Below are 19,943 nucleotides of genomic sequence, written 5' to 3' on the forward strand. Positions count from 1 at the left end.
CCCCCCCCCCCCCCCCCCCCCCCCCCCCCCCCCCCCCCCCCCCCCCCCCCCCCCCCCCCCCCCCCCCCCCCCCCCCCCCCCCCCCCCCCCCCCCCCCCCCCCCCCCCCCCCCCCCCCCCCCCCACGGTCGCGACAACTCGCATCAGCCGTCGGGGTCTCCCCCGCGGCCAGCCGGTCGAGGAGACCGGCGAGCAACACAGACGGTCAGACCCGGAAGCCGAGCGCGCGGAGCTGCTCGCGGCCGTCGTCGGTGATCTTGTCCGGACCCCACGGCGGCATCCAGACCCAGTTGATCCGGATGTCGTCGACCAGGCCGGGGCCGGGGCCACCGGTCAGCGCCTGACGGGCCTGGTCCTCGATGACGTCGGTCAGCGGGCAGGCCGCCGAGGTCAGCGTCATGTCGATGATGGCCACATTGGCCTCGGTGTCGACGTCCAGGCCGTAGACCAGGCCCAGGTCGACGACGTTGACGCCCAGCTCGGGGTCGACGACGTCGCGCATGGCCTCCTCGACGTCCTCCAGCAGCGCGGACTTGCCGCCGTAGATGCCCTCGGCCGGAGCCGGCTCGGTGGTCTCGCTCATCGGTTCACTCCCTCGGTCGGGGCTGCGGACAGCGCGCGGGCGCTCGCGTCCTTCAGCGCCATCCAGCTCATCAGCGCGCACTTGACCCGCGCCGGGTACTTGGAGACGCCGGCGAACGCGATGGCGTCCTCCAGCTCGTCCTCCAGCTGCTGGGCCACGGACGCGTCGCCCTTGCTCTGCATCAGCGTCATGAAGTGCTCGCCGGCGGCCAGCGCCTCGGGCACCGGCTTGCCGAGCACCAGGTCGTACATGGCCGACACCGACGCCTGGCTGATCGAGCAGCCCATGCCCTCGTAGGAGACGTCCGACAGGATCGGCTCGCCGGCGGCGTCGGTCTCGAGGTGCACCCGCAGGGTGACCTCGTCGCCACAGGTCGGGTTGACGTGGTGCACCTCGGCCTCGAACGGGTCGCGTAGACCGCGCCCGTGCGGGTTCCGGTAGTGGTCCAGGATGATGTCCTGGTACATCGACTCCAGCTGCATCAGCTCGCTGCTCCCTCGTTGCTCTCGGAGAGTGCAACGCCGAAGAACCGCTGGGCTTCCCGGACCGCGTCGACGAGCGCGTCGACGTCGTCGTAGCCGGTGTGCACGTAGAAGGTGGCACGGGTGGTGGCCGGCACGCCGTAGCGGCGGACCACCGGCCACGCGCAGTGGTGGCCGACCCGGACCTCGACCCCGAGGTCGTCGAGGACCTGGCCGACGTCGTGCGGGTGGATGCCCTCCACGGTGAAGCTGATGGCCCCACCGCGGGCCACCGTGTCCGGCGGGCCGATCACGGTGACGCCGGGGATCGCCTGCAGCTGCGCGAGCGCGTACTCGGTGAGCGCCTCCTCGTGCGCCAGCACCTTGTCCATGCCCAGGCGCTCGAGGTAGTCCACGGCTGCGCCGAGGCCGATGACCTGTGCGGTCATCGGCACGCCGGCCTCGAACCGCTGCGGCGGGGGCATGAACGTGCTGCCCTCCATCCGGACGACCTCGATCATCGAACCGCCGGTGAGGAAGGGCGGGAGGGCGTCGAGCACCTCGTACCGGCCCCACAGCACGCCGACCCCGGTGGGGCCGAGCATCTTGTGCCCGGAGAACACCAGGAAGTCCGCGCCGAGCGCGGTGACGTCGACCGGCTGGTGCGGCACCGACTGCGCACCGTCGATCAGCACCAGCGCGCCGACCTCGTGCGCCCGGCCGATGATCTCCTCGAGCGGGTTGATCGTGCCGAGGATGTTCGACTGCTGGGTGACCGCGACCAGCTTGGTCCGTTCGTTGACCACGGTGGTCAGGTCGGAGAGGTCCAGCCGGCCGTCATCGGTGAGCCCGAGCCAGCGCAGGGTCGCCCCGGTGCGCTCGCACAGCTGCTGCCAGGGCAGCAGGTTGGCGTGGTGCTCCATCTCGGTGACGACGATCTCGTCGCCCTGCCCGACGGCGTACCGGCGGAACTCCGGCTCCTTCGCCGTCGCCGCGTTGGACAGCGCGTAGGCGACCAGGTTGATCGACTCGGTGCTGTTGCGGGTGAAGACGACCTCGTTCTCCGGCGCCCCGATGAACGCCGCCACCTTCGCCCGCGCCGCCTCGTAGAGGCCGGTGGCCTCCTCGGCGAGCTGGTGCGCGCCGCGGTGCGGGGCGGCGTTGTGGTTCTCGTAGAAGTCGCGCTCGGCGTCGAGCACCGAGCGCGGCTTCTGCGACGTGGCGCCGGAGTCGAGGTAGACCAGCCGGCGCCCGTCGCGCACGGTGCGCGACAGGATCGGGAAGTCCGCCCGGATCGCCTCGACGTCCAGCGGCAGGGGCACCCTCGGCGCCCCGGCGGGACGCGAGACGGTCTGGGTCATGCCTGCTGAGCCTCCGCAGCGGCCTGCTCGGCCGAGTCCTTGACGTAGGCGGCGTAGCCCTCGTCCTCGAGCTTCTGCGCCAGCTCCGGCCCGCCCTCCTCGACGACCCGGCCGGCGACGAAGACGTGCACGAAGTCGGGCTTGATGTAGCGCAGGATCCGCGTGTAGTGCGTGATCAGCAGGACGCCGATCGGGCTGTCGGCCTTGGCCCGGTTGACGCCCTCGGAGACGATCCGCAGCGCGTCGACGTCGAGGCCGGAGTCGGTCTCGTCGAGGATCGCCATCTTCGGCTTGAGCAGCCGCATCTGCAGGATCTCGTGGCGCTTCTTCTCACCGCCGGAGAAGCCCTCGTTGACGTTGCGCTCGGCGAACGCCGAGTCCATCTCGAGGTTCTCCATCTCGGTGCGCACGTCCTTCACCCAGGTGCGCAGCTTCGGCGCCTGCCCGGTGACGGCGGTGGCCGCGGTGCGCAGGAAGTTCGACACCGAGACGCCGGGCACCTCGACCGGGTACTGCATGGCCAGGAACAGGCCGGCGCGGGCGCGCTCGTCGACGCTCATGGCGAGGACGTCCTCGCCGTCGAGGGTCACGGTGCCGCCGGTGATCGTGTACTTCGGGTGCCCGGCGATCGAGTAGGCCAGGGTCGACTTGCCCGACCCGTTCGGGCCCATGATCGCGTGGGTCTCGCCGCCGCGGACGGTGAGGTCGACGCCGCGGAGGATCTCCTTGGCCTCGTCGCCCTCGCCGACGGTGACGTGCAGGTCGCGGATCTCCAGGACGCTGCCGGCCTGCAGGCCGGTGGCGGACGGGGTCGCGGTGGGGCTGGTCACGGGTGTTGTCGCTCCTTGGTCAGTTGGCCGCGGCGAGGGGGGCGTCGACGTCGATCAGGACGTCGTCGCCCTCCACCCGGACCGGGTAGACGGGGACCGGCTCGGTGGCCGGGAGGTTGGTGGGCTGGCCGGTGCGCAGGTCGAAGCAGGAGCCGTGCAGCGCGCACTCGATGGTGGGCGCGCCGTCGACCTCCTCGATGTCGCCCTCGGTCAGCGGAATGTCGGCGTGGGAGCAGCGGTCCTCGATGGCGAAGATCTCACCGTCGAAGTCCACGACCGCCACGTCGACGTCCGCGAGCTCGATCCGCAGCGCGCCGTCCTCGGGCACCTCGGACCGGGCGCAGACCCGCTCGAACGCCATCTCAGGCCACCTCGACCGGCTGGTCGTCCAGGTCGGGGAGGGCGCCGAGCCGGCGCTCGATGGTGCCCATCAGCCGGTCCTGCAGCTCGGGCAGGCCGATCTGCTGGACGACGTCGGCGAAGAAGCCGCGCACCACCAGGCGGCGGGCGGTCTCGGCGTCGATGCCGCGCGAGCAGAGGTAGAACAGCTGCTCGTCGTCGAACCGTCCGGTGGCGCTGGCGTGGCCGGCGCCCACGATCTCGCCGGTCTCGATCTCCAGGTTCGGGACCGAGTCGGCGCGGGCGCCGTCGGTGAGCACCAGGTTGCGGTTGAGCTCGTAGGTGTCGGTGCCGGTGGCCGCCGGGCGGATCCGGACGTCGCCGACCCACACGGTGTGCGCCTTCTCCCCCTGCAGACCGCCCTTGTAGACGACGTTGCTGGAGCAGTTCGGCGTCGCGTGGTCGACCCAGAGCCGGTGCTCCTGGTGCTGGGTCTCGTCGGCGAAGTACACGCCGAGCATGTCGACCGAGCCGCCGGGGCCCGCGTACTGCACGTTGTTCACCAGCCGGACCAGGTCGCCGCCGAGGGTGACCGCGACCTGCTTGAGGCTGGCGTCCCGGCCGATGACGGAGTCGTACTGGGCCCCGTGCACGGCGCCGGGCGCCCAGTCCTGCACGGAGACGACGGTGACCTGCGCGCCGTCGCCGAGCAGGAAGGAGACGGTGCCGGCGTACCGGGCCAGGCCGCTGTGGTCCAGCACGACCGTGGCCTGCGCGAAGGCGCCGACCTCGACCACGAGCTGGCCCCAGACGACCTCGTCACCGCCGGTGCCGGCCAGCCCCAGGGTGACCGGGCGGTCGAGCACGGCCTCCTTCGCGATCCGGACGACGGCCGCGCCACCGCTGCGCTGACGGGTCAGCGCGGCCAGCCGGTCGACCGGCTCGGGCAGGCCCTTGAGCAGCGGGTCGTCGGCCTCGACGCTGGTGAGGTCGACGCCCTCGGGGAGGTCGGTCGACCAGGTGAGCTGCGCCTGCGACGGCGCGCCCTCCAGCAGCGGCCGGATGCGGCGCATCGGGGTGAAGCGCCACTCCTCCTCCCGACCGGTCACGACACCGAAGGCGTCGGGGTCGGTCGAGGTGAACCGCTCGGCCGGCGAGCCGGTCGGGGCCGGGCCGCCGTGCGAGTGCGACCCCGCGGGGACGTCGCCGGCGCTGCCGGTGCCGGCCGCCGGGGTGGTCGGCGGGCCGGCCTGGGCCCCGACGCCGGGGGCGAAGAGCTCCCCGGCCAGCTGCGAGGTCTCGGCCGCCGCCAGCGCCTCGGGCCCGAGCTCGTCGGCGGTGGTCGTGGTGTTGTTCGTGTCGGGGCTCGACATCAGCCGACGGCACCTTCCATCTGCAGCTCGATCAGGCGGTTCAGCTCCAGGGCGTACTCCATCGGCAGCTCCCGGGCGATCGGCTCGACGAAGCCGCGCACGACCATCGCCATCGCCTCGTCCTCGGACAGACCGCGGCTCATCAGGTAGAAGAGCTGGTCCTCGCTGACCCGGGAGACGGTCGCCTCGTGGCCCATCGCGACGTCGTCCTCGCGGACGTCGACGTAGGGGTAGGTGTCCGAGCGGCTGATCGTGTCGACCAGCAGCGCGTCGCACTTCACCGTCGACTTGGAGCCGTAGGCGCCCTCGTCGACCTGCACCAGGCCGCGGTAGGAGGTGCGGCCACCGCCCCGGGCCACCGACTTCGACACGATCGTCGAGGAGGTGTGCGGCGCGGCGTGCACCATCTTGGCGCCGGCGTCCTGGTGCTGCCCCTCGCCGGCGAAGGCGATGGACATGACCTCGCCCTTGGCGTGCTCGCCGGTCATCCACACGGCCGGGTACTTCATCGTCACCTTGGAGCCGATGTTGCCGTCGACCCACTCCATGGTCGCGCCCTCGTGGGCCACGGCCCGCTTGGTGACCAGGTTGTAGACGTTGTTCGACCAGTTCTGGATGGTCGTGTACCGGCAGCGCGCGTTCTTCTTCACGATGATCTCGACGACCGCGGAGTGCAGCGAGTCGGTCTTGTAGATCGGCGCGGTGCAGCCCTCGACGTAGTGCACGTAGGCGCCCTCGTCGATGATCATCAGGGTGCGCTCGAACTGGCCCATGTTCTCGGTGTTGATCCGGAAGTAGGCCTGCAGCGGGATCTCCACGTGCACGCCCGGCGGCACGTAGATGAAGGAGCCGCCGGACCACACGGCGGTGTTCAGCGCGGCGAACTTGTTGTCCCCGGAGGGGATGACCGAGCCGAAGTACTCGCGGAACAGGTCCGGGTGCTCGCGCAGCGCGGTGTCGGTGTCCAGGAACAGGACACCCTGCTCCTCGAGGTCCTCGCGGATCTTGTGGTAGACGACCTCGGACTCGTACTGCGCCGCGACACCGGCGACCAGCCGCTGCTTCTCCGCCTCGGGGATGCCCAGCTTGTCGTAGGTGTTCTTGATGTCGTCGGGCAGCTCGTCCCAGGTGGTGGCCTGGGCCTCGGTCGAGCGCACGAAGTACTTGATGTTCTGGAAGTCGATCCCGGAGAGGTCCGAGCCCCAGTCGGGCATCGGCTTCTTGCCGAAGATCTTCAGCGCCTTGAGCCGGCGCTCGAGCATCCACTCGGGCTCGTTCTTGCGGCGCGAGATGTCGCGGACGACGTCCTCGTTGAGGCCACGGGTGGCCGAGGCGCCGGCGACGTCGGCGTCCGCCCAGCCGTACTTGTAGCGGCCGAGCGCGTCGATCGTCTCGTCCTGCGTCATCGGTGTGCTGGTCACCGGCTGCTGGGTGCTGGTCATGCGGGGGTCCTCTCCCGGTCGATCGAGGGGGTGGATCGAGTGCTGGCGCCGGCCGGTCCGTCCAGAGCGACGGAGGCAGCAGCGCGACCAGCAGGTACAGGGCGCGCCGGGACGGCTTTGTTCCCGGCGCGGAGGGTCTGGGCGGGGTCCTGGGGTGGACGGGCGGGGATGTGGGTCGTGCAGACGCCGTCCCCGTGGGCGATGGTGGCCAGCCGCTGCACGTGGGTACCGACCAGCCGGCTGATCACCGCGGTCTCAGCCTCGCACAGCTGGGGGAACTCGGCGGCCACGTGGGCCACCGGGCAGTGGTGCTGGCACAGCTGCTCGCCACCGGAGGTCGCGCCACCGCCCAGGGAGAGCGCCATGGCGGCGTAGCCCTCGGTGGTGAGCGCGGCGGCGACCACCTCGGCGCGGTCCACCGGCCCGGCGGCGCCCCGCTGCGCCTGCTCGACGGCCGCGGAGCAGCGCTCCTCCAGCCCGGCGAGCTGCCGCTCCGCGACCTCGCGCACCGCCTCGGGGCCGCCGTGGGCGGCGACGAAGCGCAGCGCGGTGAGCGCGAGGTCGTCGTAGGCGTGCGGGAACGACTCCCGCCCCGCCTCGGTGAGCGCGAACCGGCGGGCCGGCCGCCCCCGGCCGCGACGCCCGGCGGCTGCCTCGCGCTCGGTGACCCGCCCGGCGGCGAGCAGACCGTCCAGGTGCCGGCGGACGGCGGCCGGGGAGATCCCCAGCCGGGCGGCGAGCTCGGCGGCGGACTGCGGACCGTGCTCGAGGAGCAGGGCGCTCACCCGGTTGCGGGTGCGCCCGTCCTCCCCCGTCGGAGCCGGGGACGACGCCGACCCGGCACCGGCCGGAGCCGGGGTCGGGACACGGGTCGCAGCGGATTCCACAACACGATTGTGTGCTTAATCGGGAGGCCCGCAAGCAAGGTCGCCCTTACCTGCCGGCCTCCCGAGAGGCAGCTCACACCCCGGCGGGGGCCTCGCTCTCAGCCGTGGCCACGCTGTTCGGCGCGGCGTCCTCGACGGTGAACTCCAGCCCGCCGTCCACCACGCCGACCCGGACCCGCTGACCGGCGCCCAACGCCCCGCCGAGCACCAGCCGGGACAGCTGGTTGTCCACCTCCCGCTGGATGGCACGGCGCAGCGGCCGGGCACCGAACTGCCGCTCGAAGCCGCGCTCGGCCAGCCAGGAGACCGCCTCGGGCGTCACCTCGAGCCCGATGTCCTGGGCGCTGAGCCGACGCCGGGTCTCGTCCAGCAGCAGGTCGGTGATCCGGGCCAGCTGCTCGGCCTCCAGCTGCCGGAAGACGACGATCTCGTCGATCCGGTTGAGGAACTCCGGCCGGAACGCCTCCCGCAGCCGCCGCATCACCTGGTCGCGCAGGTCGTCGCCGGCGTCCCCGCCTGCGGTGAAGCCCAGGGGGCCCCGGCCGGCGTTGACGATCGCCTCCGACCCCAGGTTGCTGGTCATGATGACCACGGTGTTGGTGAAGTCGACCGTCCGCCCCTGCGAGTCGGTGAGCCGGCCGTCGTCCAGCAGCTGCAGGAGCGTGTTGAACACGTCCGGGTGGGCCTTCTCGACCTCGTCGAACAGCACCACCGAGTACGGCCGCCGACGCACGGCCTCGGTGAGCTGGCCGGCATCCTCGTACCCCACGTAGCCGGGGGGCGAGCCGACCAGCCGGCTGACCGTGTGCCGCTCCTGGAACTCGCTCATGTCCAGCCGGATCATCCGGTCGGAGTCGCCGAACAGCGCCTCTGCCAGCGCCCGGGCCAGCTCGGTCTTGCCGACGCCGGTCGGGCCGAGGAACAGGAAGCTGCCGATCGGGCGGTCCGGGTCGCCGAGCCCGGCACGCGAGCGCCGGATGGCCTCGGCGACCACCCCGACCGCCTCGTCCTGGCCGACGACCCGCTCGTGCAGCACGTCCTCCAGCCGCAGCAGCCGGTCGCGCTCCTCCTCGGTCAGCTGGGCCACCGGCACCCCGGTCGCCCGGGAGACCACCTCGGCGATCTCCGTCGTCCCCACCTCGGGGATGCCGGCGCCCCCGCCGGACCGGGCCTGCTCCAGCTCGGCCTGCGCCGCCTGGCACTCGTCCCGCAGCGCGGAGGCCCGCTCGTAGTGCTCGGCGGCGACCGCCTGGTCCTTCTCCCGCTGCAGCTCCAGCACGCGCTGCTCGAGCGCACGCAGGTCGGTGGTCGGCCGCCGCACCCGGAGCCGGGTGCGCGCGCCGGCCTGGTCGATCAGGTCGATCGCCTTGTCCGGCAGGTGCCGGTCGGTGATGTAGCGGCTCGACAGCTCCGCCGCGGCGACCAGCGCCTCGTCGGTGAACCGCACCTGGTGGTGCGCCTCGTACCGGTCGCGCAGCCCGCGCAGGATCTCCACGGTGTCCAGCACGCTGGGCTCCGGGACCAGGATCGGCTGGAAGCGGCGCTCGAAGGCCGGGTCGGTCTCGATGTTGCGGCGGTACTCGTCCAGCGTGGTGGCGCCGACGATGTGCAGCTCCCCGCGGGCCAGGGCCGGCTTGAGCATGTTGCCCGCCCCCGCCGAGCCCTCGGATCCGCCGGCGGCGACGACCGTGTGCAGCTCGTCGATGAAGACGATCACCTCGTCGCTGTGCTCGCGGATCTCGTCCATCACCTTCTTCAGCCGCTCCTCGAAGTCACCGCGGTAGCGGGTGCCGGCGACCAGGCCGGTCAGGTCCAGCTCGACCAGCCGGCGGTCGCGCAGCGACTCGGGGACGTCGCCGTCCACGATCTGCAGGGCGATGCCCTCCACGATCGCGGTCTTGCCGACGCCGGCCTCGCCGATGAGCACCGGGTTGTTCTTGTTCCGCCGGGAGAGCACCTCGATGGTCTGCTCGATCTCCTGCGCGCGGCCGATGACCGGGTCGATCCGCCCGTCCCGGGCCAGCGCGGTGAGGTCGCGGCCGTACTCGTCGAGCGTGGGGGTGTTCGACGGTGGCTGCTCTCCCCCACCGGCACCGCCGGCCGGCACGGGACCGCCCGCCGCCGCCCGCTGCAGCCCCTCCGGGGTCACCCGGGCGCTCCCCAGCACCCGGCCCGCGCCGGACTCCGGGTTCAGCGCCAGCGCGAACAGCAGGTGCTCGGGACCGATGTAGGTGGAACCGCTGGCGCGCGACACCTGGTGGGCGTCGAGCAGGGCCCGCTTCGCCGCCGGGGTCAGCGCCGGCGGCTGCCCGGTGGCCTCACCGCCCCGCAGCTCCGCGGCCAGGGCGTCGCGCAGGCCGTCGGCGTCCGCGCCGCTGCGGGCCAGCAGGGTGCGCGTCGGCTCGTGCCCGGCCAGGGCCCACAGCAGGTGGGCGGTGTCCAGGTCGGGGCTCCCCCACTCGGCGGCCTGGCGCGCCGCGGCGGAGACCACCTCCCGGGAGTGCGAGCTCAGCAGCTGGGTGATGTCGACCCGCTGCATCCCACGACGCGCCCCGGGACCGAGGAACGCCTGGAAGAAGTCGTCGAAGGGGCTGCCGCCGAAGGGGGCGCCCGGGAAACCGCTGCTCATCAGTAGATGGCCGCCTCTCGTGTCGATGTGTCGGTGCTCACCTACCCGCGCCGGGCGCTCTGCACCTCGACGGCCTGATCAGCGGCCGGCCGGGGTGACGGGGCCAGCAGGGACACCGGCAGGCCGTTCGCGGCGGGCCGGTGGGGGCACCGGCACGGATAGCATCGGCGACGTGTCAGTTCTTCCCAGCTCGGTCCGCTCGGCCACGGTGCGTCCGTCGACCGTGTCCCGCATCGCCCTGGCCAACGTGGTGGCGAACGGGCTGATCGTCGTCACCGGCGGCGCCGTCCGGCTGACCGGCTCGGGGCTGGGCTGCCCCACCTGGCCGCGCTGCACCGACGAGAGCTTCGTGGCGACGCCGGAGCTCGCCGGGCACGGGATGATCGAGTTCGGCAACCGACTGCTGACGTTCGTGCTGGCCGCGGTGGCGATCGCCACCGTGGTCGCCGTCTTCCGGTCGGCCCGCCACGACCTCCGGCGGCTGGCCGTGCTGAGCTTCCTCGGCATCCCGGCACAGGCGCTGCTGGGCGGGGTCACCGTGCTCACCGGTCTGAACCCCTGGACGGTGGCCGCCCACTTCCTGCTGTCGATGGTCCTGGTGGCGCTCGCGACGACCCTGTGGCTCCGCTCCCGCGAGCCGAGGGTGGGTCAGCTGCTGGTCCGCCGCCCGTTCGCGCTGCTGACCACCGGGATCGCGGTCACCGTCGCCGCGGTGCAGGTGCTCGGCACCGTCGTCACCGGCAGCGGCCCGCACAGCGGCGACCCGGAGGCCGGCCGCACCGGCTTCGACCCGGCGCTGATGAGCCAGCTGCACGCCGACGTCGTCTTCCTGCTGATCGGGCTGACCGTGGCGCTGCTGGTGGGGCTGCACGCCACCGACGCCCCGGCCCGGGTGCGCCACGCCCTGCGCGACCTGCTGATCGTGGAGATGCTGCAGGGCGTCGTCGGCTACGCCCAGTACTTCACCCACCTGCCGGCGGCGCTGGTGCTGCTGCACATGGCCGGCGCGGTGCTGATCACCGTCTACACCGCGCGGCTGGTCTGGGCCCTCCGCGGCCCCGCCTCGGAGCTGCCCGTCGAGGCCGCCCCTGCCCGCGAGACCGCCACCCGCTGACCGCGCTCGCCGAGCGGGTGCTGGCGACGGAGCGCGGGCTCCCGGCCGCCAGCGCCGTCAGTGGCCCCGCGCCGCCAGCAGCGGTGCACGGTCGGCAGCCCCGCGCCGTCAGCAGCGTGGCGTCGTGACCGTCGACCCGGTGGGTGCTCCCCGAGCCGTAGCGCGTGGTGGGCCGTGGGACGGCACCGTCCTCGGCGTCGCCGGCCCGGCGGAGTTCGAGACCTACGCCTGGCGTGGCCGACGGCGCCCCGAAGCCGGTGGCGACCAGCCGGAGCTGCCCTGACGGAGCGCCGCGTCGGAGCCGGACGTCTGAGCCGGGCCACCCGCCCTGTGCTCCCCCACCGGCCAGGACGCGGGCCAGGGTGGCTGCCGCGGGAGCGGCGGTCCCGCCGGGCAGGGCTCAGACGAGGACGTCGGCCACCAGGGCGATCGACAGCAGCGTCATGTAGGTGATCGACACCGAGAACAGCCGCATCGGCCGGTCGGGGACGCCGGCCTTGATCCGCCGCAGCCAGGCGTGCGACTCCACCACGTACCAGGCGCCCAGACCCAGGGTGGCGACGCCGGTGATCCAGCCCAGCTGCGGCGTCACCGGCACCATCAGCAGCGAGGTGCCCAGGGTGCCCCAGGCCCAGGCGACCGACTGGCGTCCGACGGTGACCGGCCCGGCCACCACCGAGAGCATGGGGACGCCGGCGCGGAAGTAGTCGAAGCGGAACCGGCTGGCCAGCGCCCAGAAGTGCGGCATCTGCCAGCAGAAGACGATGCCGAAGAAGACGACGGCCGGCCAGTCCAGCGATCCGGTGACGGCGGCCCAGCCGATCAACACCGGGGCGGCGCCCGGCAGCCCGCCGAACACGGTGTTGTGCCGGGTCCGGCGCTTGAGCACCATCGTGTAGAGCACCGAGTAGGCCAGCACCGCGGCGGCCGCGAGGGCCGTGGCCAGCGGCGTGGTGAACAACCCGAGCAGGACCAGCGAGACCCACGCGAGGATGACGCCGAAGACCAGCGCGTTGCGGGGTGCGATGACCCCGCTGGGGATCGGCCGGTTCCGGGTGCGGGACATCAACCGGTCGATGTCCCGGTCGTACCAGCAGTTGATCGTGTTGGCGGCCCCGGCGGCGAGCATGCCGCCGACCAGGGTGGCCAGGACCAGACCGGTGCCCGGCCAGCCCCCGGCCGCGAGCATCATCGCCGGCAGCGTGGTGACCAGCAGCAGCTCCACGAGCTTCGGCTTGGTCAGCGACACGTAGGCGGCCACCGTCGACCGGACCGGACGCAACGGCCGGGTACGGCTCACGGCGCGGTCGGCGATCGCCGTCACCGGGGGCCCAGGGGCGCGGCGTCGCGCGGGCAGCAGGCCACCACGAGGTCCTTCTCCGCAGGGGGATGGGTTGCTCGACCACTGTAGCCGGGCCGCCCGGTGGGAATGGCCCGGCACCACTAGGGTTTGATCACGTTGACTCTGCGCGTAGAGCGGGTAGGGCGGTCGTCGAGGACGCCGGCGCACCCACCGCTCCCGACTTCCGACCGCGCCCGACCGGGGCGGCCGTGGTGCGCACCGTCGTCCGCCCGGGGTGAGTGTGTCCCCGCGCCCCCCGGGTGGCCCGACATCGACCTACCCCGAGGGAGCACCGAGCGCCACATGAGCACTGACAACACGTCGTCGACGGAAGCCACCCGACCCGAGGCGCCGGCCGAGGCCGCCACCGACACCGCCACCGGCTCGCCGCGTCAGCCGAACCCGACGCTGCCCGAGGGCTTCGGCGAGCTGGACCGCAAGGCCATCGACACCGCCCGCGTGCTGGCGATGGACGCGGTGCAGAAGGTCGGCAACGGCCACCCGGGCACCGCGATGAGCATGGCGCCCACGGCGTACCTGCTGTTCCAGAAGTGGCTCAAGCACGACCCGAGCGACCCGAACTGGGTCGCCCGTGACCGGTTCGTGCTCTCCATGGGCCACTCCAGCCTGACCCTGTACGTGCAGCTCTACCTGGCCGGCTACGGCCTGGAGCTCGACGACCTCAAGGCCCTGCGCACCTGGGGCTCGAAGACCCCCGGCCACCCCGAGGTCGGCCACACCGCCGGCGTCGAGACCACCACCGGACCGCTGGGCCAGGGCGTGGGCAACGCCGTCGGCATGGCGATGGCGGCCCGCCGCGAGCGCGGTCTGTTCGACCCGGAGACCCCCGAGGGCGAGAGCCTGTTCGACCACACCGTCTGGGCGTTCGCCTCCGACGGCGACCTGGAGGAGGGTGTCAGCGCCGAGGCGTCGTCCCTGGCCGGCACCCAGCAGCTGGGCAACCTCGTGCTGGTCTACGACGACAACAAGATCTCCATCGAGGACGACACCACCGTCGCCTTCACCGAGGACGTCGGCAAGCGCTACGAGGCCTACGGCTGGCACGTCCAGCACGTGGACGACGGTGAGGACCTCGCCGCTCTCGACGCCGCCTTCGCCGCCGCCAAGGCCGAGACCACCCGCCCGTCGCTGATCGTGCTGCGCACCGTCATCGGCTGGCCCTCGCCCAACAAGCAGAACACCGGCGCGGTCCACGGCTCCGCACTCGGCGAGGACGAGGTCAAGGCGACCAAGGAGATCCTCGGCTTCGACCCGGAGCAGACCTTCGAGGTCGCCCCCGAGGTCATCGAGCACACCCGCAAGGCCGTCACCAGGGGCCAGGAGGCGCACCGCGCCTGGCAGTCGCAGTTCGACGCGTGGCAGCAGGCCAACCCCGAGGGCTGGGCGCTGCTGGAGCGGATGACCACCCGCACCCTCCCCGAGGGCTGGGCGGCGAACCTGCCGACCTGGGACGCCGACCCCAAGGGCGTCGCCACCCGCAAGGCCTCCGGTGAGGTGCTGGCCGCGCTCTACCCCGAGCTCCCCGAGCTGTGGGGCGGCTCGGCCGACCTGGCGGAGAGCAACAACACCGCGGTCAAGGGCGAGCCGTCGTTCCTGCCGGCGAACCGGCAGACCAAGATGTGGACCGGTGGCCCCTACGGCCGCACCCTCCACTTCGGGGTCCGCGAGCACGCCATGGGCGCGGTCATGAACGGCATCGCCCTGCACGGCGGCACCCGTGTCTACGGAGGCACGTTCCTCACCTTCTCCGACTACATGCGCGGTGCGGTGCGGCTGGCGGCGCTGATGCAGCTGCCGGTCACCTACGTGTGGACGCACGACTCCATCGGCCTGGGCGAGGACGGCCCGACGCACCAGCCGATCGAGCACTACGCCGCGCTGCGGGCGATCCCCGGGCTGGACTTCGTCCGCCCCGCCGACGCCAACGAGACCGCCGTCGCCTGGCGGACGATCCTGGAGCACAACGACCGGCCGGCCGGGCTGGCGCTGTCCCGGCAGAACCTGCCGGTGTTCGACCGGACCGAGTTCGGTTCCGCCGAGGGCGTCGCGAAGGGCGGGTACGTGCTCGCCGAGGCGTCCACCGGCACCCCGGAGGTGATCCTCATGGGCACCGGCTCCGAGGTGCAGATCGCCGTCGCCGCCCGCGAGCAGCTCGAGGCCGCCGGCGTCCCGACCCGGGTCGTCTCGCTGCCCTGCTGGGAGTGGTTCGCCGAGCAGGACGAGGCCTACCGCCTCGAGGTCCTCCCCCCGTCGGTCAAGGCACGCGTCAGCGTCGAGGCCGGCGTCCCCATGGGGTGGCGCGAGTTCGTCGGCGACGCGGGCCGGATCGTCGGTCTCAACCACTACGGCGCCAGCGCGTCCTACTCGAAGCTGTACGAGGAGTTCGGGCTGACCGAGGACGCCGTCGTCGCGGCTGCGCGGGAGAGCATCGAGGCCGCGGCCTCCGGCGCCACTCCCCCCAGCGGTGCCGGCGTCTCCCGCGGCGGGGTCTTCGGCTCCGACGCCACCGGCGACCACTGAGGAAGGACCCCGCTGCCCCCCACCGCTCGCGAGCTCGCGGCGGGGCCCTGCAGCGGGGCCACAACTACACCGACAGGAGGGCATGAGATGGCCCAGAACGAGAACCTGGCACAGCTGTCCAAGGCGGGGGTCGCCGTCTGGCTCGACGACCTCTCCCGTGACCGCATCCGCAGCGGCAACCTGCAGCAGCTCGTCGACGAGCACAGCGTCGTCGGCGTCACCACCAACCCGAGCATCTTCGCCGCGGCGATCAGCGGGTCGAAGTCCTACGACGACCAGCTGCACGCCCTGGCGGTGCGCAAGGTGAGCGTCGAGGAGGCGCTGCGCACCATCACCGCCGCCGACGTCCGGGACGCCTGCGACCTGCTCGCCCCGGTCGCTACCCGCACCGGGCGGGACGGTCGCGTCTCGCTCGAGGTCGCACCGGGGCTGGCGCACGACGAGGACGCCACCGCCGCCGAGGCCGCCCACCTGTGGTGGCTGGTCGACCGGCCGAACCTGTTCATCAAGATCCCGGCCACGCTGGAGAGCCTCCCGGCGATCACCACCTCGATCGCCCGGGGCATCAGCGTCAACGTGACGCTGATCTTCAGCATCGAGCGGTACAAGGCCGTCATGGACGCCTACCTCACCGGCCTCGAGCAGCGGCTGGCCGAGGACCCCGACGCCTCCTTCGAGGGCATCGAGTCGGTCGCCTCCTTCTTCGTGTCCCGGGTGGACACCGAGATCGACAAGCGGCTGGACGCCTCGGGCGCCGACGCCTCGCTCAAGGGCAAGGCCGGCGTCGCCAACGCCCAGCTGGCCTACCAGGCCTACGAGGAGGTGTTCTCCTCCGACCGCTGGAAGGCGCTGGAGGCGAAGGGCGCCAGCAAGCAGCGTCCGCTGTGGGCGTCGACCGGGGTCAAGAACCCGGAGTACTCCGACACGCTGTACCTGTCCGAGCTCATCGCCCCCGACACGGTGAACACCATGCCGGAGAAGACGATGCAGGCCTACGCCGACCACGGCCAGGCCGGCACGCCGGTGCAGTCCTCGTACGCCGAGGCCGAGAAGGTCATGCAGGCGGTCGCCGACGCCGGCGTCGACCTCGACGACGTGTTCCGCGTCCTCGAGGAGGAGGCCGTGCAGAAGTTCGTCGACGCCTGGGACGAGCTCACCGGCTCGGTGCAGGAGCAGCTGCAGCAGCAGAAGTGACGGTGCGCCGACCTCCGGCGCACCTCCACCGCACCACCTGAGACACCGCAGCACCCTGCCCGCCGTCCGGCCCACCCGGGTCGGACGGCGGGCACCCAGCCATCGAGGACGGAGACGATGTCCACCAACCCGCTGCGCGATCCGCGGGACCGGCGGCTGCCCCGAGTTCCCGAGCCCTGCGCCCTCGTCGTCTTCGGCATCACCGGTGACCTCTCGCGCAAGAAGCTCCTCCCGGCGGTCTACGACCTGGCCAACCGCGGTCTGCTCCCCACCAACTTCGCCCTGCTGGGCTTCGCCCGCCGCGACTGGGGTGACGTCGAGTTCTCCGAGCTGGCCCGCTCGGCCGCCCGCGAGCACGCCCGCACCCCCTGGCGCGAGGAGGTCTGGGAGCGGCTGGCCAACAGCGTCCGCTTCGTCCAGGGCTCCTTCGACGACGACAACGCCTTCGACGAGCTGGCCGACAACCTGGCCGAGCTGGAGGGCAGCCACGGTATCGGTGGCAACGCCGCGTTCTACCTGTCGATCCCGCCGGCGCTGTTCCCCGTCGTGCTCAAGCAGATGCAGCGCACCGGCATGGCCGAGAGCACCCCGGAGCGGTGGCGCCGGGTCGTCGTCGAGAAGCCCTTCGGCACCGACCTCGCCTCCAGCCGCGAGCTGAACGCCCTGGTCGACTCGGTGTTCACCGCCGACGACGTCTTCCGGATCGACCACTACCTGGGCAAGGAGACGGTCCAGAACCTGCTGGCGCTCCGCTTCGCCAACTCGCTGTTCGAGCCGATCTGGAACGGCCACCACGTCGACTCGGTGCAGATCACCATGGCCGAGGACGTCGGCATCGGCGGGCGCGCGGGCTTCTACGAGAAGACCGGCGCCGCCCGGGACGTGCTGCAGAACCACCTGCTGCAGCTGCTGGCGCTGACCGCGATGGAGGAGCCGGTCGAGTTCTCCGCCGACGAGATCCGCACCGAGAAGCTCAAGGTGCTGCGCGCCATCTCCATCCCCGCCGAGGGTGACATGGAGCGGTTCGCGATCCGTGGCCAGTACGAGCAGGGCTGGCTCGCCGGCCAGCGGGCGAAGGGCTACCGGCAGGAGGAGGGCGTCGACCCCGAGTCGACGACCGAGACCTACGCCGCCGTCCGGCTGGGCGTCGAGACGCGCCGCTGGGCGGGCGTGCCGTTCTACCTGCGCACCGGCAAGCGCCTGCCGCGGCGGGTCACCGAGATCGCGCTGTCCTTCCGGCGCGCCCCGCACCTGCCCTTCGCCCCGACCGACACCGAGGAGCTGGGCCACAACCAGCTGGTGATCCGGGTCCAGCCGGACGAGGGCATGACGCTGAAGTTCGGCTCGAAGGTGCCCGGCAGCGTGATGGAGGTCCGCGACGTCTCGATGGACTTCCTCTACGGCGAGCAGTTCACCGAGGCCAGCCCCGAGGCCTACGAGCGGCTGCTGCTGGACGTGCTGCTGGGGGACGCCACGCTCTTCCCCCGCAACGCCGAGGTCGAGGCCTCCTGGGCGGTCATCGACCCGCTGGAGGCCTTCTGGGCCGGCACCGCCCCGCACTCCTACCGGGCCGGCGAGTGGGGTCCCCGGGCCGCCGACGCGATGCTGGAGGCCGAGGGGCGGGCGTGGCGCCGACCGTGACCGGAGACCCTGACCTGCCCCACCCGCGCCAGTTGAGGAGCTGACCTCGTGACCACGCTGTGGGACACCACCGGATCCGCGGTGGTCAAGGAACTGGCGGCCCAGCGCCGCACCGGCGGCGCCGTGATGAGCGGCGTCGCCCTGACCCTGGTGGTCGTCGCCGACGAGCGCCGGGTCGCCGAGGCCGAGCAGGCCGCCGCCTCGGCCGCCGAGGCGCACCCCTGCCGACTGCTGATCGTCGTGCGCCGCCAGGTGGAGGCCCCGGTGCCCCGGCTGGACGCCGAGGTGCTGATCGGCGGCCGGCTCGGTCCGGGCGAGGCCGTCGTCATGCGCATGTACGGGCGGCTGGGGCTGCACGCCGAGTCGGTGGTGCTGCCCCTGCTGGCCGCGGACGCCCCCGTCGTCACCTGGTGGCACGAGGCGCCGCCCGAGCTCATCGCGCGCGACGCACTGGGCGTCATCGCCGACCGCCGGATCACCGACTCCGCCCTGGCGGAGGACCCGGTGGCCGCGCTGCGGAACCGGGCGAAGGACTACGCCCCCGGCGACACCGACCTGGCCTGGACGCGGAGCACGCCGTGGCGGGCGACGCTCGCCTCCACGCTGGACTCCGTGGCCGGACGGCGCGGCGAGCCGGTGCGGGTGCACGGCGGGCAGGTCGAGGGCGACCCGGCCAGCGCCACCGCCCAGCTGGTCGCCGGATGGCTGTCCGCCCGGTGCGGGTGCCGGATCCCGGTCGTCCCCACCCCCCGGGTCCCCGGACCGTCCGGGGTGCACGCGGTCGCGCTGCGGTTGGACCAGGACGAGGAGCTGCGGATCGAGGACGACCGCAAGGGCGGGGCGGTCATCACCCAGCCGTTCCGGCCGGAAGCCGTCGTCGCGCTGCCGGACCGCTCGCTGGGCGAGCTGATCGGTGAGGAGCTGCGCCGCCTCGACCCCGACGAGCCCTTCAGCGAGGCGCTGGAGGCGGTCTCCGGGTTGTCCGGGCTGTCCGACCGGCCGGCCTGCCGCGACCATGTCTGGTTCGACCCCATGCGCCCCGAGCAGTCACCCGCTGCCGCCGAGGAGGAGCTCAACTCCGCCGAGGACGAGGTGCCCGGCGCCTCGGACACGGCGGCGGCCGCCGCCCCCACGGTGCCGGACACCCCGGGTGACACCGACGAGATCGCCGAGAGCGGGGAGCACGACTCCCCCGCCGACGACTCCGACGAGCAGCAGGTCGTGCAGTCCGCCGGTGCACCGACGGCGAAGGAGGCAGGACGGCGATGAGCCAGGCATCCCCCGGGGACCAGGTCGACCGGGCGCTGGACGACTCGGGGCTGCCCACTCCGGACGTCGTCGTCGAGCCCGACGCCGACCGGCTGGCCCGGTCCGTGGCCTCCGCCCTCGTCGCGCGGTTGGCCGCCGCCCAGGCCGTGCACGGCACCGCGTCGGTGGTGGTGACCGGCGGCGGGATCGGCACCGCGGTCCTCGAGCGCGTGGCGGACCTCGTGGCCGAGCCCGAGCACGCCGTCGTCGACTGGACCGCGGTGGACGTCTGGTGGGGCGATGAGCGCTTCGTCCCGGCCGACTCCGACGACCGGAACGAGCTGGGCGCGCGCCAGACCCTGATCCTGCCCGCCGGCATCCCGCCCGAACGGGTGCATGCCATCCCGTCGTCCGATGCCGGGTTCGACGAACCGGAGGACGCCGCCGCCTGGTACGCCGAGCAGCTGGCCCAGGCGGCCGGCGACGGCGCGACGCTCCCCCGGTTCGACGTGCTGCTGCTGGGCATGGGGCCCGAGGGCCACGTGGCGTCGATCTTCCCGGACTCCCCCGCCGCCCGGGACGACCGGCCGGTGGTGGCCGTCCGGGACTGCCCGAAGCCGCCGCCGACCCGGGTGAGCCTGGGCTTCTCCGCGATCACCTCCGCAGAGGAGGTCTGGCTGCTCGTCAGCGGCGAGGGCAAGGCCGAGGCCGTCGCCCGGGCGCTGTCCGGGGCCTCCCGGCTGGAGATCCCGGCGGCCGGGGCCCGCGGGAAGCGGGCGACCCGCTGGCTGCTCGACGAGGCCGCCGCGAGCCGTCTCCCGCGCGGATAGGCGACCGGCCTGAACGACCGGGGGGGGGGGGGGGGGGGGGCCCGGGGCCCCGGGGGGGGGGGGGGGGGGGGGGGGGGGGGGGGGGGGGGGGGGGCGGGGGGGGGGGGGGGGGCGGGGGGGGGGGGGGGG

At 73.1% G+C, this 19,943-nt stretch carries 17 protein-coding genes; 7 read left to right on the forward strand and 10 right to left on the reverse strand.

Translation table 11 applies throughout. From position 1 onward, the window contains the following. Nucleotides 1-204 precede the first annotated feature (204 nt). The 9 genes from ACI783_RS18950 to ACI783_RS18990 all read right to left on the reverse strand — a co-directional run bounded on the left by ACI783_RS18950 (nt 205) and on the right by ACI783_RS18990 (nt 9,904). The gene (locus ACI783_RS18950) at nt 205-582 is read right to left on the reverse strand and encodes a metal-sulfur cluster assembly factor (RefSeq protein WP_457141886.1); all 378 of its coding nucleotides are present in this window, start codon (nt 580-582) and stop codon (nt 205-207) included. Beyond that, nucleotides 579-1,064: a Fe-S cluster assembly sulfur transfer protein SufU gene (sufU, locus tag ACI783_RS18955; RefSeq protein ID WP_457141887.1), complete on the reverse strand. Its 486-nt coding sequence runs from the start codon at nt 1,062-1,064 to the stop codon at nt 579-581. The genes ACI783_RS18950 and sufU overlap by 4 nt, the downstream gene beginning before the upstream one ends. After that, a complete protein-coding gene (locus tag ACI783_RS18960) occupies nt 1,064-2,404 on the reverse strand; it encodes a cysteine desulfurase (RefSeq protein ID WP_457141888.1) in 1,341 nt (446 codons plus the stop codon). The genes sufU and ACI783_RS18960 overlap by 1 nt, the downstream gene beginning before the upstream one ends. Next, a complete protein-coding gene (gene sufC / locus ACI783_RS18965; RefSeq protein ID WP_457141889.1) occupies nt 2,401-3,234 on the reverse strand; it encodes a Fe-S cluster assembly ATPase SufC in 834 nt (277 codons plus the stop codon). Before sufC ends, ACI783_RS18960 begins: the two co-directional genes overlap by 4 nt. 19 nt (nt 3,235-3,253) lie before the next feature. Then, complete coding sequence (locus ACI783_RS18970) at nt 3,254-3,595, reverse strand: non-heme iron oxygenase ferredoxin subunit (RefSeq protein ID WP_457085068.1); 342 nt, start codon at nt 3,593-3,595, stop codon at nt 3,254-3,256. Between the two features lies 1 nt (nt 3,596). Next, nucleotides 3,597-4,946: a Fe-S cluster assembly protein SufD gene (gene sufD, locus ACI783_RS18975; RefSeq protein WP_457141890.1), complete on the reverse strand. Its 1,350-nt coding sequence runs from the start codon at nt 4,944-4,946 to the stop codon at nt 3,597-3,599. Next, nucleotides 4,946-6,388 (reverse strand): Fe-S cluster assembly protein SufB, encoded by a 1,443-nt coding sequence (sufB, locus tag ACI783_RS18980; RefSeq protein WP_457141891.1) that lies wholly within the window; start codon nt 6,386-6,388, stop codon nt 4,946-4,948. The genes sufD and sufB overlap by 1 nt, the downstream gene beginning before the upstream one ends. Then, nucleotides 6,385-7,275 (reverse strand): helix-turn-helix transcriptional regulator, encoded by an 891-nt coding sequence (locus ACI783_RS18985; protein WP_457141892.1) that lies wholly within the window; start codon nt 7,273-7,275, stop codon nt 6,385-6,387. Before ACI783_RS18985 ends, sufB begins: the two co-directional genes overlap by 4 nt. Before the next feature lie 73 nt (nt 7,276-7,348). Then, nucleotides 7,349-9,904 carry an ATP-dependent Clp protease ATP-binding subunit gene (locus ACI783_RS18990; protein WP_457141893.1) on the reverse strand — a complete coding sequence of 852 codons (2,556 nt, stop codon included), beginning with the start codon at nt 9,902-9,904 and terminating at the stop codon, nt 7,349-7,351. Nucleotides 9,905-10,076: 172 nt separating this feature from the next. Between ACI783_RS18990 and ACI783_RS18995 the strand changes: the two genes are divergently transcribed. Both ACI783_RS18995 and ACI783_RS19000 read left to right on the forward strand, forming a co-directional pair. Beyond that, nucleotides 10,077-11,018: a COX15/CtaA family protein gene (locus tag ACI783_RS18995; RefSeq protein ID WP_457141894.1), complete on the forward strand. Its 942-nt coding sequence runs from the start codon at nt 10,077-10,079 to the stop codon at nt 11,016-11,018. Between the two features lie 124 nt (nt 11,019-11,142). After that, nucleotides 11,143-11,301 (forward strand): hypothetical protein, encoded by a 159-nt coding sequence (locus ACI783_RS19000; RefSeq protein WP_457141895.1) that lies wholly within the window; start codon nt 11,143-11,145, stop codon nt 11,299-11,301. 117 nt (nt 11,302-11,418) lie between these two features. Here ACI783_RS19000 and ACI783_RS19005 read toward each other — a convergent pair whose 3' ends face one another. Next, entirely contained in the window at nt 11,419-12,318 is a 900-nt protein-coding gene (locus ACI783_RS19005) for a heme o synthase (protein WP_457141896.1), read from the reverse strand. Between the two features lie 345 nt (nt 12,319-12,663). Between ACI783_RS19005 and tkt the strand changes: the two genes are divergently transcribed. The 5 genes from tkt to pgl all read left to right on the forward strand — a co-directional run bounded on the left by tkt (nt 12,664) and on the right by pgl (nt 19,814). Beyond that, entirely contained in the window at nt 12,664-14,901 is a 2,238-nt protein-coding gene (tkt, locus tag ACI783_RS19010) for a transketolase (RefSeq protein ID WP_457141897.1), read from the forward strand. A gap of 87 nt (nt 14,902-14,988) precedes the next feature. Continuing rightward, on the forward strand, nt 14,989-16,095 hold the full coding sequence (gene tal, locus ACI783_RS19015; RefSeq protein ID WP_457141898.1) for a transaldolase: 1,107 nt from the start codon (nt 14,989-14,991) through the stop codon (nt 16,093-16,095). A 117-nt stretch (nt 16,096-16,212) separates the two neighbouring features. Continuing rightward, nucleotides 16,213-17,736 (forward strand): glucose-6-phosphate dehydrogenase, encoded by a 1,524-nt coding sequence (gene zwf, locus ACI783_RS19020; RefSeq protein WP_457141899.1) that lies wholly within the window; start codon nt 16,213-16,215, stop codon nt 17,734-17,736. 48 nt (nt 17,737-17,784) lie between these two features. Beyond that, nucleotides 17,785-19,005, forward strand: a complete 1,221-nt coding sequence (locus ACI783_RS19025; protein WP_457141900.1) for a glucose-6-phosphate dehydrogenase assembly protein OpcA — start codon at nt 17,785-17,787, stop codon at nt 19,003-19,005. Further along, complete coding sequence (pgl, locus tag ACI783_RS19030) at nt 19,002-19,814, forward strand: 6-phosphogluconolactonase (protein ID WP_457141901.1); 813 nt, start codon at nt 19,002-19,004, stop codon at nt 19,812-19,814. Before ACI783_RS19025 ends, pgl begins: the two co-directional genes overlap by 4 nt. Nucleotides 19,815-19,943: the final 129 nt, after the last annotated feature.

It is taken from the genome of Modestobacter sp. SYSU DS0511 (genome assembly GCF_054050755.1).